General features: G+C 37.5%; 17 protein-coding genes. 10 read left to right on the top strand and 7 right to left on the bottom strand.

What is annotated here, in order from left to right:
* The first annotated feature begins 1 nt into the window (after nucleotide 1).
* The 3 genes from LAV82_RS09950 (at nucleotide 2) to LAV82_RS09940 (ending at nucleotide 2,133) form a co-directional block, all read left to right on the top strand.
* The gene (locus LAV82_RS09950) at nucleotides 2-229 is read left to right on the top strand and encodes a helix-turn-helix domain-containing protein (RefSeq protein ID WP_025749662.1); all 228 of its coding nucleotides are present in this window, start codon (nucleotides 2-4) and stop codon (nucleotides 227-229) included.
* A gap of 372 nt (nucleotides 230-601) precedes the next feature.
* Nucleotides 602-1,780: a LytS/YhcK type 5TM receptor domain-containing protein gene (locus tag LAV82_RS09945; RefSeq protein WP_274156002.1), complete on the top strand. Its 1,179-nt coding sequence runs from the start codon at nucleotides 602-604 to the stop codon at nucleotides 1,778-1,780.
* On the top strand, nucleotides 1,669-2,133 hold the full coding sequence (locus LAV82_RS09940; RefSeq protein WP_274156001.1) for a diguanylate cyclase: 465 nt from the start codon (nucleotides 1,669-1,671) through the stop codon (nucleotides 2,131-2,133). The genes LAV82_RS09945 and LAV82_RS09940 overlap by 112 nt, the downstream gene beginning before the upstream one ends.
* Before the next feature lie 28 nt (nucleotides 2,134-2,161).
* On the opposite strand, the gene LAV82_RS09935 is transcribed toward LAV82_RS09940, so the two are convergent.
* The 6 genes from LAV82_RS09935 to LAV82_RS09910 form a co-directional block, all read right to left on the bottom strand.
* Nucleotides 2,162-2,335 (bottom strand): twin-arginine translocase TatA/TatE family subunit, encoded by a 174-nt coding sequence (locus tag LAV82_RS09935; RefSeq protein WP_013055701.1) that lies wholly within the window; start codon nucleotides 2,333-2,335, stop codon nucleotides 2,162-2,164.
* Between the two features lie 73 nt (nucleotides 2,336-2,408).
* Nucleotides 2,409-2,723: a DMT family transporter gene (locus LAV82_RS09930; protein ID WP_274156000.1), complete on the bottom strand. Its 315-nt coding sequence runs from the start codon at nucleotides 2,721-2,723 to the stop codon at nucleotides 2,409-2,411.
* Between the two features lies 1 nt (nucleotide 2,724).
* Nucleotides 2,725-3,066, bottom strand: coding sequence for a quaternary ammonium compound efflux SMR transporter SugE (sugE, locus tag LAV82_RS09925; protein WP_098906988.1), 342 nt, complete (start codon nucleotides 3,064-3,066; stop codon nucleotides 2,725-2,727).
* A 42-nt stretch (nucleotides 3,067-3,108) separates the two neighbouring features.
* Nucleotides 3,109-3,420, bottom strand: coding sequence for a hypothetical protein (locus LAV82_RS09920; RefSeq protein ID WP_499716012.1), 312 nt, complete (start codon nucleotides 3,418-3,420; stop codon nucleotides 3,109-3,111).
* Nucleotides 3,421-3,450: 30 nt separating this feature from the next.
* The gene (locus LAV82_RS09915) at nucleotides 3,451-3,699 is read right to left on the bottom strand and encodes a TetR/AcrR family transcriptional regulator (RefSeq protein WP_499716011.1); all 249 of its coding nucleotides are present in this window, start codon (nucleotides 3,697-3,699) and stop codon (nucleotides 3,451-3,453) included.
* A gap of 83 nt (nucleotides 3,700-3,782) precedes the next feature.
* On the bottom strand, nucleotides 3,783-4,436 hold the full coding sequence (locus tag LAV82_RS09910) for a hypothetical protein (protein ID WP_499716010.1): 654 nt from the start codon (nucleotides 4,434-4,436) through the stop codon (nucleotides 3,783-3,785).
* 908 nt (nucleotides 4,437-5,344) lie between these two features.
* On the opposite strand from LAV82_RS09910, the gene pgsB reads away from it, so the two are divergent.
* The 6 genes from pgsB (at nucleotide 5,345) to LAV82_RS09880 (ending at nucleotide 11,732) form a co-directional block, all read left to right on the top strand.
* Nucleotides 5,345-6,526, top strand: coding sequence for a poly-gamma-glutamate synthase PgsB (gene pgsB, locus LAV82_RS09905; protein ID WP_274155996.1), 1,182 nt, complete (start codon nucleotides 5,345-5,347; stop codon nucleotides 6,524-6,526).
* 16 nt (nucleotides 6,527-6,542) lie between these two features.
* Nucleotides 6,543-6,992 (top strand): poly-gamma-glutamate biosynthesis protein PgsC, encoded by a 450-nt coding sequence (gene pgsC / locus LAV82_RS09900; protein ID WP_013055707.1) that lies wholly within the window; start codon nucleotides 6,543-6,545, stop codon nucleotides 6,990-6,992.
* Between the two features lie 40 nt (nucleotides 6,993-7,032).
* On the top strand, nucleotides 7,033-8,229 hold the full coding sequence (locus tag LAV82_RS09895; RefSeq protein ID WP_013082012.1) for a CapA family protein: 1,197 nt from the start codon (nucleotides 7,033-7,035) through the stop codon (nucleotides 8,227-8,229).
* 29 nt (nucleotides 8,230-8,258) lie between these two features.
* Nucleotides 8,259-9,821 carry a gamma-glutamyltransferase family protein gene (locus LAV82_RS09890; protein WP_499716009.1) on the top strand — a complete coding sequence of 521 codons (1,563 nt, stop codon included), beginning with the start codon at nucleotides 8,259-8,261 and terminating at the stop codon, nucleotides 9,819-9,821.
* A gap of 20 nt (nucleotides 9,822-9,841) precedes the next feature.
* A complete protein-coding gene (locus LAV82_RS09885; protein WP_013082014.1) occupies nucleotides 9,842-10,045 on the top strand; it encodes a CapE family protein in 204 nt (67 codons plus the stop codon).
* 124 nt (nucleotides 10,046-10,169) lie between these two features.
* Nucleotides 10,170-11,732 carry a gamma-glutamyltransferase family protein gene (locus tag LAV82_RS09880; protein WP_499716008.1) on the top strand — a complete coding sequence of 521 codons (1,563 nt, stop codon included), beginning with the start codon at nucleotides 10,170-10,172 and terminating at the stop codon, nucleotides 11,730-11,732.
* 26 nt (nucleotides 11,733-11,758) lie between these two features.
* On the opposite strand, the gene LAV82_RS09875 is transcribed toward LAV82_RS09880, so the two are convergent.
* Nucleotides 11,759-12,208 (bottom strand): staygreen family protein, encoded by a 450-nt coding sequence (locus LAV82_RS09875; RefSeq protein WP_028407691.1) that lies wholly within the window; start codon nucleotides 12,206-12,208, stop codon nucleotides 11,759-11,761.
* A 148-nt stretch (nucleotides 12,209-12,356) separates the two neighbouring features.
* Here LAV82_RS09875 and LAV82_RS09870 point away from each other — a divergent pair, with 148 nt between their 5' ends.
* Complete coding sequence (locus tag LAV82_RS09870) at nucleotides 12,357-12,524, top strand: hypothetical protein (protein WP_013055713.1); 168 nt, start codon at nucleotides 12,357-12,359, stop codon at nucleotides 12,522-12,524.
* Nucleotides 12,525-12,692 lie beyond the last annotated feature (168 nt).

Raw genomic sequence — 12,692 nt, 5'->3', positions numbered from 1 at the left:
AATGGAAACTCTATATGAGCTTGTAAATAAAGTGAAAGCTGGAGATGAAGAGGCGTCAAGGCGTTTATTAAAAAAGCTGGAACCAAAACTAAATAAAGCTGTTCAAAGCTTTTCGCTGCATGAGAGAGAAGACGTAAAGCAAGATTTAAAGATTAAAATTCTTTCCGCTGTTAAGACGTTTGATTTTTCCAAAACGCCAGGACTTTGGGAATTTTTACGCCAAAAATAAAAAAGAGCGCTCGTTGTATCGACGCTCTTTTTTATTTTTGCTGAAGTTCGACTACTTACCTTACAGTGAAAAATACAAAAAATAGAAAATGGATAAATATTCAAAAAAAGGTAAAAGGTGATGTGTGCAAATAGAGTTTAGTAGTATACTAATAAGTAGAATTTCTTGTATAAAAGGAAGATGATCACTCTTTATAGAGAGAGGATTGTCGGCAACGAATAGAGGATAGAAGAGTTTTAGTTAATGAAGGAAAAAATCGTGCTGTTCGATAAATCAAACAGCACGATTTATAAAAAGCGGCAGTAAATAATATGTAAGCTAAGAAGCCTATTGTTTTTTGTTTTAGCTTTTTGGAAAGAGGTGAAGAATAAAGTGAGTCAACTTCTCTTTAATATCACGTTAATTATTTCTTTCATGTTTGCTGCGAGTATAGTTCGAGAGCAAATCATTTATAGAGTAGAAGGAATAAAACGGTACAAAGTGTATCGCTTAATTTATTACGGATGTTCTTACGGACTATTAGGCAGCATTTTAATGATATATACAATTAAAATAGATTCTACTATTATTCTTGACCTTCGCTTTTTAGCGGTGACAATTGTTTGTCTTTATGCAGGAATGGTACCCGCTATCATTGCGGCTTGTATTATAGGGGTAATGCGTCTGCTTTTGTTTGGAATTACGGCAAGCGGAATGTTAGGCGCTGCTACAATTATGGTAATGGCTTTACTGTCTGGGTGGACGGTTCGCTTACCTTATCGTCCATTTATTCGTTTTCAATTAATGAATTCTATTAGCTTGCTTTGCGTATTCTTCTCATTGTCCTTTCTTTTTAAAGATATCATGCACGCTGCTACAATTATCATCTATTTACTGCCTGCTTCTTTTATAGGTGGGTGTTTAGTGTATCTGGTAGGTAGATATATATATGCATCTCGAGTAACGACAAGTCAGCATAAAAAGCTGTCTAAAATGTTTTCGGTTATGGTTCAAAATGCAAAGACAGGTACCATGATTGAAACGCCAGAGCGCGAAGTAGCCGTTATTAATCATACTTTTTGTGACATGTTTGATATACCCGGACCTCCTAATCAATACGTTGGATTGAAAAGTAATCAGCTGTTTTTATCTCACGCTCTTATGTTGAAAGATCCTGGTAGGTTTTTAAAAACGGTAGAAAGCACCGTTTATTCAAAAGAGTCAATAGTAGATGAAGAAATTACGTTTATTAACGGTAAAATTTATGCGCGTGACTACATTCCAATCTATGAAGGCCATGTGTATATTGGCCACTATTGGGAATATCGAGATATTACGGAGAAAAAGAAGGCTGAGTGTGATCTTCGCAAAGCCAATAAAAAGCTTGAAATGCTGTCCATGAAAGATGGCTTAACAGGTCTGAAAAATCGCCGATCTCTTGATAAACAGCTGGAAATTGAGTGGGCATACGCACAGAAAAAAAAGAGCCGCTTTCTTTTCTCTTATTTGATATTGATTATTTTAAAGCGTATAACGATACCTATGACCATATTCAAGGAGACGAATGCTTAAAAGAAGTAGCGAATATTGCTAAAAGCGTTGTTTTTGACGAATCGGCTTTTGTGGCAAGATACGGAGGAGAAGAGTTTGGTATATTGCTTCCTCGAGCTAATCAATATGAAGCGATAAAAATGGCAGAAGCTATTAGACAGCAAGTGGAGCAGCGTGGAATTATCCATCAAGCTTCTGACGTGTTTAAGTGTGTCACAATCAGTGTTGGAATAATGACAGTCGTTCCATCCGAAAACATACAGCTGATTTCAATTTTCCATGGAGCAGATCAGGCTTTATATGAAGCAAAGCGTACGGGTCGAAATCGAATTTCAGTATATTCTCACCACAAAGAAGCTGACTCAAACGTTTGAGTCAGCTTTTAAAAGAGATATAAGCCTCTTATTTAGGAGGAGCTTTTTCTTTTTCATCTTCTTCCATAATTCCTTTTGTAGCGTTTTTAAACTCTTTTAATGTTTTTCCGGCAGCTTTCCCTAATTCCGGAAGTTTCTTTGGGCCAAAAAGCAATAGAGCGACAAATACAATTAAGGCAATTTCTCCAAACCCAAGGTTCATTGTCATCGTCTCCTATTTTTTGAAAGTGTTTACAAGTTTAGTATAGCATGAAAAGAAAGGAAGTAGTACATCATTATCCAGTGATTTTAAGGCCGATTACACCTGCTACAATACAAAAAATAAATAAAATTCGACGCATATCTTTTGCTTCATGAAAGAAAAACATGCCAAGAAGTACGCTTCCGGCAGCTCCTACTCCCGTCCATATGCCGTAAGCTGTTCCAATAGGTATCTCCTTTAATGCTAAGGAGAGAAGATAAAAACTTCCTGCACCGAAAAGGATAAATCCAATCGAAGGAAACAACCGCTTAAACCCATCTGAAAGCTTTAAAAAAATCACAAATCCCACTTCGCAAAAACCGGCAGCTATTAATGCAATCCAAGCCATGTTACGATTCCTCTCTTTCTGTTTCTTCAGTAGAAATCAACTTTAAACCAACGATTCCAAAGATCATTAATCCTAAAAATAAAATCTTTCCAATATTTGTTCCTTCGTCTAAAACGGTCATTCCAAGTATCGCTGTGCCAGCAGCCCCTATACCAGTGAATACTGCGTAAGCTGTTCCGACAGCAATTTTTTTTAAGGCATTTGAAAAGAAATAAAAGCTGATGACAATTGTGACGATCGTAATAATTGTTGGAGTTAATTCAGTGAATCCGTGTGAATATTTTAAGCCAATTGCCCATACAATCTCGAGTAAACCAGCGATAATAAGGTAAATCCAAGCCATTTTAATTCCTCCTTACATAATAATAAGCCCTTTTTACAGGGCCTATTTAGCACGTATGCCTTCCCAAAATATTGTCCAAGCATCGTGGATTTTTTGGTCATAATACTCTGGTTCATAATAAAAGCGCTGAATGAACAGTCCGTCGGTTAAACAATAAAAGCTATTGATATACAAATCAATCGGACGTTCAATTATTTCGCCTTCAGCCATTCCCTGTGTAAAAATAGCATGCAGAATTTGATCAGACAATCGTTCGCTTCTTAAGAAAATAGCTTTTACTTCCGACTTTAAATGTTCAGGTGGAAACAAAATAAGACGACGGTACATCTGGCCAAAAGAATCTTTTTCAATCATCGTGCAGAAATCTACAACAAAGCAGTGAAGCTATTCTTTAGCAGACTTTGTTTTATGCTGTTCGTATATAACAGATAACTTTGTTAGGAATAAATTCATTAAATCATGCACGGTTAGTAAAAATAAGTCGTCTTTGTTCTTAAAATGAGCGTACAGGGAAGGTTTTTTTATGCCTACTTTTGATGAGATATCAGCAAGCGATGTTTCTGTATAGCCTTTTTCTCCAAAGAGCTCCATTGCTGCAGCTCTAATTTTTTCTACAGTTGATAATTCACTCAAGAAAAGCTCCTCCTCAATCTAACTAACGGTCGTTAGGTAAAAGATATCAAATATAAAAAAAGAAGCAAGGGAATCGCTTCTTTTTAATGTATTTTCACTAAATGACGCTGAGTTAAAAATAAAGAGAAGATAAAAATAAGCTCAAATGTATTTGTTACAGCTGTGCTTGGTATAGGAATTGACACGGCACTTCCTACAATCATCACGGCTACTCCAATCATCATACTGCTCCATCGCGTCTTGCGAAATAAGGAAATTCCAACAAAAAGCAAAATAATCGCCACAATGAGAACCATAAGAGGGGGACCGGATGATCCTACTAATGTATAGCGAACAATGCCATATTCACGTACAACTTCCATACGCTGACTAATCGTCTCGATTATTTCATAGCTAATTAAGGCAAACGTAGTTAGTAAAAAAAGAATGCCGGCAACAGGTTTTTTAGCCCATGTAATCGTCGAATATTTCGCTACGCCATACGCAAAGAGCACCAAAGTAGGGGTAAATAAAGCGTGAAACCAAAAGCGAAGCATGCTGAGTGAACGTAAAATATCCCCTTCACCGATAAATGAACCAATCCCAATCATTATATTATCGTAAATTAGTCCAGCTATTACTAAAGGAAGAAAAAGCATGTAAAACGGCGAAGTGTTTTTTCGCACTACATATATGCTAAAGAAAAACAGAACAATATAGCAAAAAGAAAATAGAAAATAAAGGGTTGTATCAACCATTGTTTTCCTCCTTCTGATGAGACTTCTTCTTTTTATGATAACATCATATGCCAAAAAAGTGAGAAATCATGCATTTTTCTAGGCAATCTTAACGGACGAAAGACGCCTTTATCGGTAGAAAGATTCAGAAAATATTGAAATAAAAATAGGAAAAGAGGCCATAGTCAAGAGATTTAGGTTTACTGAATTGATTATTAAATAAAGGAAATCTATAAAATAACAACAAAAGAACTAGGAACACATAGAGTCTAAATGCTTATATAATTAGAAAAAAATATTTAATGTCCTTTCTATTTAAGCAAGTTAAATGTAAGCATAAAATGATAAATAAATGTATTTTTCTTACTTTTATATCTATCTATCATCCTTACAAGTACGGTTGTTAGACAAATCCAATTGGTATATCCATAAAAAGGAATTAATGGGATAAAATATTTTTTATCCCGCCTTTATATTACAAAACGTTTTCTAAAGTTAAGAAATTTTTAATTACGTAATATTTCCGTGAGTTAATTGTAAGAGTGATGTATAAAATATTCCTGTTGTTATGGTAAAAAAAGGTATCGATGGGATTTTTCTAGGTAAATAAACTTTAGACCTATTCTGTAAATTTTAAATAAAACGATGAGTTTTTAATTCTGTAAATAGACAATCGGAATTGTAAGAATATATAACATTTGAGCTATTGACCACTAATGAGCGCAGATGATAGTTTTAGAGCTGTTGAAATTGGTACTCGAGTCCATTTTTCAAAGCAGGTGTTTTAGCAGCATGCTAGCGCTGTTAATTGATTAGCTCCCATACATATATAAAGGGAGTGAAACTATGAAATCGTATATCTATCATTATGAATCAAAAGCATTCATAACGTATCCAACAGGAGAAGTTTGGAAGGAGAAGAATGAAACATGATCTTAATTATCCTATGCTGCCTATTTTTAGTAGGGTATGGCGTTTGGGAGTATCGCAGACATTTACGCAAGCTGCATTCAATTCCTGTACGAGTGAATGTTAATGGTATTCGCGGAAAATCCACCGTTACACGATTGATTACAGGTATTGTAAAAGAAGCAGGTTACAAAACAGTAGGAAAAACGACAGGAACACAAGCGCGTATGATCTACTGGCATACAAGTGAAGAAGAACCAATTATTCGTCGTAAAGAAGGTCCGAACATTGGAGAACAGCGACGAGTGGTAAATGAAGTTGCCGATATTGGAGCGGAAGCTCTTATTTGTGAATGTATGGCTGTACAGCCTGATTATCAAATCACATTCCAAAATCAGCTGATTCAAGCCAAGGTAGGCGTTATTGTAAACGTACTAGAAGATCACATGGATGTAATGGGTCCAACTCTAGATGAAGTTGCTCAAGCGTTCACTGCTACTATTCCTTACGATGGCCACCTTGTTACAATTGAAGGTCCATATTTGGAATACTATAAAAAAATAGCCGCAGAGCGCAACACAAAAGTTATTGTAGCTGACAATGATAAAGTATCTGAAGCGTATTTACGTGAATTTGATTATATGGTTTTCCCTGATAATGCTTCCATCGGTTTAGCAGTAGCAGAAGCACTTGGTATCGATGCTGAAACAGCGATGAGAGGAATGTTAAATGCTCAGCCTGACCCAGGAGCTATGAGAATTACAACGTTTGGCGATGAAAAAAATCCAGCCTTTTTAGTGAATGGATTTGCTGCCAACGACGCTTCTTCCACGCTTCGTATTTGGGAACGTGTAGATTCAATGAACTATAGTGAAAAGCTTCCTATTGTCATTATGAACTGCCGTCCGGACCGTGTAGATCGCACGGAGCAATTTGCTGAAGATGTAATGCCATACATTGAAGCGGACGTAATGATTGCAATTGGTCAGACGACCTCACCAATCGCTGCAGCATATCAAAGAGGCGAATTGCCAACAAAAGAATTCTGGAATATGGAAGGCGCTTCTACAGAAGAAATTTTAGAGCGCATGAAGCCTTATTTAAAAGATCGTATCGTATACGGTGTCGGAAATATCCACGGTTCAGCCGAGCCGCTTGTTGAAGCTATTATTGAAATGAAAAAGATGAGAAAAGCAGTTTAATCTAGGAGGCCATTTCATGTTCGGATCAGATTTATATATCGCCCTTGTGTTAGGGGTTACACTAAGCTTAATTTTTACAGAAAAAACGGGCGTATTGCCAGCGGGTCTTATCGTACCGGGGTATTTAGCTCTTGTATTTGATCAGCCAATTACCATTTTAATGATTTTCTTAATTAGTATTTTAACGTATGTTATCGTCGTATACGGAATCTCAAAAGTAGTTATTTTATATGGACGTCGCAAATTTACAGCGATGTTAATTACGGGTATTGTGATTAAAGTTGCATTTGATTATTTCTTCCCGATCTTGCCGTTTGAAGTGTTTGAATTACGCGGAATTGGTATCATTGTACCGGGCTTAATTGCAAATACAATGCAAAAGCAGGGTCTTCCTTTAACAGTTGGAACAACGGTTTTATTAAGTGGTGTAACATTTGGAATTATGCAAGTTTATTATTTATTTTAATACACAAACAAACCGCAGCTGGTAAAGGAAGGTGAAAGCGTTGAAAGAGAAAAAATTAAACTTTCAAGAAAAAGTATTGATGTTTATAAAGAAAACAAAGCCTACAACGGGCAAGCAAGCTCTTATCTTAACGCCAATTTTAATCGTAATTTTAGCTCTTTCAGGATGGATGGAGCGTTCGGATGCTCTTGAAAACCCTGAGACGGCTAATCCAGAGGCCAATAATGATTTAACGATGACTATGGTCGGAGACATTATGATGGGTCGCCATGTAAGAGAAGTAACTGAACGCTACGGAGAAGATTTTGTATTCCGCAACGTGGAGCCGTTCTTTAAAAATTCGGATTACGTAAGCGGGAACTACGAAACACCGATTTTAACAAATGACGTAGATTCATATAAAGCAATGGAAAAAGGTATTCATTTATATAGTAAGCCTGCTGATCTAGCGACTGTTAAAAATGCAGGTTTCGACGTATTAAACTTAGCGAACAACCATTCAATGGACTACAGTGCAAAAGGGTTAGAAGATACGATCTCTACTTTTGAAGCAAACAAATTAGATTTTGTTGGTGCTGGCCGTAACTCTGAAGAAGCAAAGCATATTTCGTATAAAGATGCTGACGGTATTCGCATTGCAACCGTAGGTTTTACGGATGTACATTCAGACGGAATGTCGGCTGGAAAAAACAACCCAGGTATTTTAAAAGCAGATCCGGATCTTATTTTCAGCACGATTCAGCAAGCGAAAGCAAATGCTGATTTAGTTGTAGTAAATGCCCACTGGGGTGAAGAATACGATGCACAGCCAAGTCCTCGTCAAGAAGGACTAGCAAAAGCGATGGTAGACGCTGGTGCGGACATTATCATTGGTCACCATCCGCACGTTTTACAGTCATATGACGTATATAAAGGTTCGGTTATTTTCTATAGCTTAGGAAACTTTATTTTTGACCAAGGGTGGTCAAGTACAAAAAATACAGCGATGGTTCAGTATCATTTAAACAAGCAGGGCCAAGCTAAAATTGATGTTATTCCAATGGTTATTAAAGCAGGTACACCAACTCCAACAGATAACCCTTGGCGCATGAAGCGTATTTATAACGATTTAAACAAGTTTTCTTCAAACCCTGAACTGTTAGAAAAAGAACGAAACAAGTTTGAATTAAACTTAGATCATTCTCGCATTATAAAACATGCAGAGGAGCGCAAAAAGAACGAAGCGCAAGCTAACTAATAGCCCGTCATACACAGAGGAGGTAAAAGATGATAAATAAACGTAATACGATTATTGTTTCCATTGTCATCTTTTCACTCATAGTAGGTGTATGTGTTTATCAATTTATGTTTCCAAAACAAGAATATGCAGTAAGTACTTCAGATCCTCGCGCCACAAAAGTAGGTATGGAAATTCTTAAACAAGGCGGTACAGCAGTTGATGCAGCTATTGCCATTTCCTACACGCTTGGCGTTGTGGAACCGTACGGATCAGGACTTGGGGGAGGCGGCGGAATGCTGATTGATCCAGCAGATGCCTCTCCAACATTTATTGACTACCGAGAAATTGCACCTAAGAATGATAAAGAAGATGAGATTGGCGTACCAGGGTTCGTTGCTGGTATGGATTATATTCAGCACCACTACGGATCTATGTCGATGAGCAAACTAATCGACCCAGCCATTAACTATGCTGAGAATGGGTATAAAGTGGACAAAGATTTGCACGATAGGCTGGTTTCATACAAAGGTAATGTGAATGAAGATGAAATTCCTAGCTTTTATCCAGATAAAGACGCCATTAACACAGGTGAAATTGTCAAACAGCATGAATTAGCGAACACGCTGCAAAAGATTAAGGAAGAAGGGCCAAATGCTTTTTATAGAGGAAAAATTGCAGACGATATTACAGAAGAAACAAAAGTAAGTCACAAAGACTTGCGAAAGTATGCGCCTGTTGAACGGAAACCTCTATCGACGAATTATAAAGGTCATCAAATTATTTCAGCACCTCCGCCTTTTGCTGGTGCTACGCTTATTCAAATGTTAAAAATGACGGATCAAGAAGATATTTGGAAGCTGAAGGAATCACATCCTAGTCTTTATTATCATTTTCTTGGTCAAATTTCAAAAGTAGCTTATCAAGACCGCTTGAAAAAAATTGCTGATCCGGCTTTTATAAAAGAAACGCCAAATGATTGGATCGACGATCATTACGTGCATTTACTTCGTAATAAATTAAATAATACTGAAACAGATCATACCAAAGTAAGCGACGTCGAAGAACATGAAAGTACCACTCATTTTGTTGTCATGGACGGTGAAGGAACCGTTGTATCAACAACGAATACGCTGAGTAATTTCTTCGGCAGCGGTGAATATGTAGATGGATTCTTTTTAAATAATACGCTCAATACGTTTGGGGAAGGAATTAATAAGCGTCAACCCGGTAAGCGTCCAAGAACATTTACAGCCCCTACCATTATTCGTGAAGGTGATGAATGGGTAATGTCCATTGGCACACCGGGAGGAAATCGCATTCCTCAAGTGTTAACGCAAGTAATTGGGAATTATTTTGAAGACAAAGATTCCATTAAAAACGCAGTAGAAAACAAGCGTGTCATTTTTGATTCTCATAAGTTTTATTCAGAAGCTAAGCTTAAACAGTCAACTAAAGATGGTTTAAAAACGTACGGCTATGACTTAAAAAACAATGATAACGCGATGTTTTACGGAGGCGTTCAAGCTCTTGTGAAAGACTTAAAGAAAAATAAGATTCAAGGTGACGCTGATCCGCGCCGCCACGGTTTATGGGAAAAAAGTACAGACTAACTTAATTGGAGGAATAGAAAATGATCGCAAAACGAATCGTAGGGATTGTAGGACCAATTGCTATTGTAGCAGGAGTAGTAGCAGGACTTGGAGCTTTAAAACATCCGGCTACTCTTTCAACAGATGAACAGCAAAAAATTGAAAATAACGTAAAAATGATTGAACAAACAAAATCAGCTGCTACAGATGCAGTAAATGATGCTGCGGCAGCTGCTGGAAAATAAATCTTGTGTAGTAACAAAAATGGCATCGTCCTAGACGATGTCTTTTTTGTGTGCAATGTAATGCATGGATAAAAATGAAAGCGCTTCACAAAATATACAGATGAGTAAAGATGGAGGGGAATATGTGAATAAAAAATTACTGTTGTTTAATATTATTGCTTTTTTATTATTAATTTGCGTTATAGCCGCTTTTTTTATGACTCAATCGAGTACAGATCTTAGTCCTGAAAAGCTGCTTAAAAAAAATAATGATCATTCTTACGGTGTGAGTTCTTCTAATTCTCTGGCAGCAAATGTAGGGATGGACGTATTAAAAGAAGGCGGGAATGCAGTAGATGCGGCCATTGCTATTTCGTATGCCCTTAATGTAGTCGAACCTTTTGGATCTGGAATTGGCGGAGGTGGAGGTATGCTGATTGCCAAAAAAGATCAGCCTGCTACTTTTATCGATTACCGGGAAACCGCTCCAACTTCTATGAGCGGTAAAAACGGCGTGCCGGGATTTGTCGCTGGTATGGAATATATTCAGCAGAAATATGGTACAAAATCAATGAGTGATTTGATTCAGCCGGCTGTTGAATACGCTGAAAAAGGGTTTGAAGTAGACTCTCTTTTATCGTCTCGATTGTATTACTCTAGAGGAAGGATGGATGTAGACGATCTATCCGCTTTTTATCCAAAGGGAGAAGCAATTGAAGAAGGGGAAACCCTGTCGCAGCCCGTGTTAGCTAAAACATTAATCAAAATTCAGCGAGAAGGTGCGTCTGCATTTTATAAAGGAGATGTGGCACAAGATCTTGCTGATGCAACGCCTATTTCTAAAAAAGACTTATCTTCCTATCAAGTGACAGAAATCAAGCCTGTCGTTTCAACTTACAATGGAACGGAAGTGATTTCAGCGCCTCCGCCTTTTTCCGGAATTACACTGATTCAAATGTTAAAAATGGCAGAGAAAGAAAATCTTGAAACAATGCCTGACAAAGAATATTACGAAACGATGAACAGAATTAAAAAGGCAGCTTACTCCGACCGGTTAAAACAAATGGGAGATCCAGACTTTCATAATCAAAACTCAAGTGAATTAGTCAGTGATGATTATATAACAAACTTGGTCAATCACCCGACACGTTCTTCAAGTGAAGGCGATGAAGAACACGAAAGTACAACTCATTTTGTGGTTATTGATTCAGAAGGAACCGTCGTATCTACAACTAATACGTTGAGTAACTTCTTTGGTACAGGCGAACAAGTTGACGGCTTTTTTCTTAATAACAATGCTGATACGTTTGGAAGCAAAGAACCGAATAATCGCGAGCCGGGAAAAAGAGCAAGAACTTTCACGGCTCCAACTATTATAAGAGAAAAAGGCGAGTGGGCGATGGGAATAGGTTCTCCGGGCGGAACGCGGATTCCTCAAATTTTAACTCAGGTACTTTCTAAAAACCTTGAAGGAAATGAATCTCTTCAAAAAGCTGTAAACGAACCGCGCTTTATTTTTGATGATTCGACTATTTATGTAGAGCCCGATTTAAATACCAAAAATATTCCTTCTGCGTTTCGAATAGAAACAAAGGAAAGCGACGTCTTTTATGGAGGTATTCAAGCGTTAACCATTAATTTTCAAGATAAACAAATGGAAGGAGCCGGAGACCCTAGAAGAAATGGGGTTTGGAAAACAGGAGATTAACGAAGTAAAGATCCCTTCTCATATGCTTAGGCATAGTGAGAAGGCGTTTGAAAATATCGAATGGAATGAAAATCTTTGTCGCTGGAATGAAAATGTACGTAAATGGGGGAACGATCTAAAGCAGGGTGAGCGTTGAAAAACGTGGCATCACCGTAGCGCAATGCTTTTAGCAAGTAAGGCATTTCCTGTTTGAAAATAGCGTACCGTATGGCTTGAACGGACTTTTCCGTTTGTTCATTGCCAATAAATACGTATACATACAGCGTATCAACACCGTCTTTGTGGAGCCATTCGGCAAAAAGCTCATTTCGCTGCTCATTTAATTGATCAACAGCAAACTTTTCGTCGATCCAAAGAAATAAATCGTCTGTTTGTTCAGAATGTGTGAGCGTATAGCGTCGCCCAATAAAAGGAAAGGTGGGCGTGCTTCCTTGCCGGTATGTGACGCTAAATTGCTGAGGATTAAAAGCAGACAAACGGCATCTTCCTTTCACGCTTTTAAGTAGTTTATGCATAAAAAAGAGAAATTTCACACATTCGTCAAGAATTTTAAGCTGTTTTTCTTACATGCATACTTATGAAAAAGTTGTTACACTGAAGAAAAGAAATAGTGGGTGATAAAAGATGGAGCCGCTGTATATTGTCTTATCAATTTTTTTAGCAGCGATGCTATCGTATGATATTGCTAAATTTGTTCGAGGGGACCGGCCAGATTGGAAAGAGGGTCTCGTGACGGGCCTTGTGTTCGTGGGCTTTTTAGCAGCCATGCAAATGGCTTTTCACATTGTATAGAGACGAAAGAGGCTGGGACAAACGTATTTTAGTTGAAGGAAGATCCGAACGATGAATCGTTCGGATCTTTTATGTTTATGTCTCAATCCCTTTTTTAAAGATATGCCGGATAAGTTTAGTCCGGCAATACTAAAAAGCTTGGATATCGAATAAGCTGTTGTATACTGC

The sequence above is a fragment of the Bacillus sp. ILBB4 genome, assembly GCF_035064545.1.
GTDB lineage: Bacteria > Bacillota > Bacilli > Bacillales > Bacillaceae_H > Priestia.
The sequence above is the reverse complement of the archived record's forward strand: the minus strand, read 5'-3'. Positions and strand labels throughout refer to the sequence as shown.

What these genes read in the sequence shown, in the direction of transcription:
- LAV82_RS09890 (WP_499716009.1), top strand. Translation starts at nt 8,259, where the DNA reads ATGATAAATAAACGTAATACGATTATTGTTTCCATTGTCATCTTTTCA.
- LAV82_RS09920 (WP_499716012.1), bottom strand. Translation starts at nt 3,420, where the DNA reads ATGATTGAAAAAGATTCTTTTGGCCAGATGTACCGTCGTCTTATTTTG.
- pgsC (WP_013055707.1), top strand. Translation starts at nt 6,543, where the DNA reads ATGTTCGGATCAGATTTATATATCGCCCTTGTGTTAGGGGTTACACTA.
- LAV82_RS09950 (WP_025749662.1), top strand. Translation starts at nt 2, where the DNA reads ATGGAAACTCTATATGAGCTTGTAAATAAAGTGAAAGCTGGAGATGAA.
- LAV82_RS09935 (WP_013055701.1), bottom strand. Translation starts at nt 2,335, where the DNA reads ATGAACCTTGGGTTTGGAGAAATTGCCTTAATTGTATTTGTCGCTCTA.
- LAV82_RS09910 (WP_499716010.1), bottom strand. Translation starts at nt 4,436, where the DNA reads ATGGTTGATACAACCCTTTATTTTCTATTTTCTTTTTGCTATATTGTT.
- sugE (WP_098906988.1), bottom strand. Translation starts at nt 3,066, where the DNA reads ATGGCTTGGATTTACCTTATTATCGCTGGTTTACTCGAGATTGTATGG.
- LAV82_RS09930 (WP_274156000.1), bottom strand. Translation starts at nt 2,723, where the DNA reads ATGGCTTGGATTGCATTAATAGCTGCCGGTTTTTGCGAAGTGGGATTT.
- pgsB (WP_274155996.1), top strand. Translation starts at nt 5,345, where the DNA reads ATGATCTTAATTATCCTATGCTGCCTATTTTTAGTAGGGTATGGCGTT.
- LAV82_RS09885 (WP_013082014.1), top strand. Translation starts at nt 9,842, where the DNA reads ATGATCGCAAAACGAATCGTAGGGATTGTAGGACCAATTGCTATTGTA.
- LAV82_RS09870 (WP_013055713.1), top strand. Translation starts at nt 12,357, where the DNA reads ATGGAGCCGCTGTATATTGTCTTATCAATTTTTTTAGCAGCGATGCTA.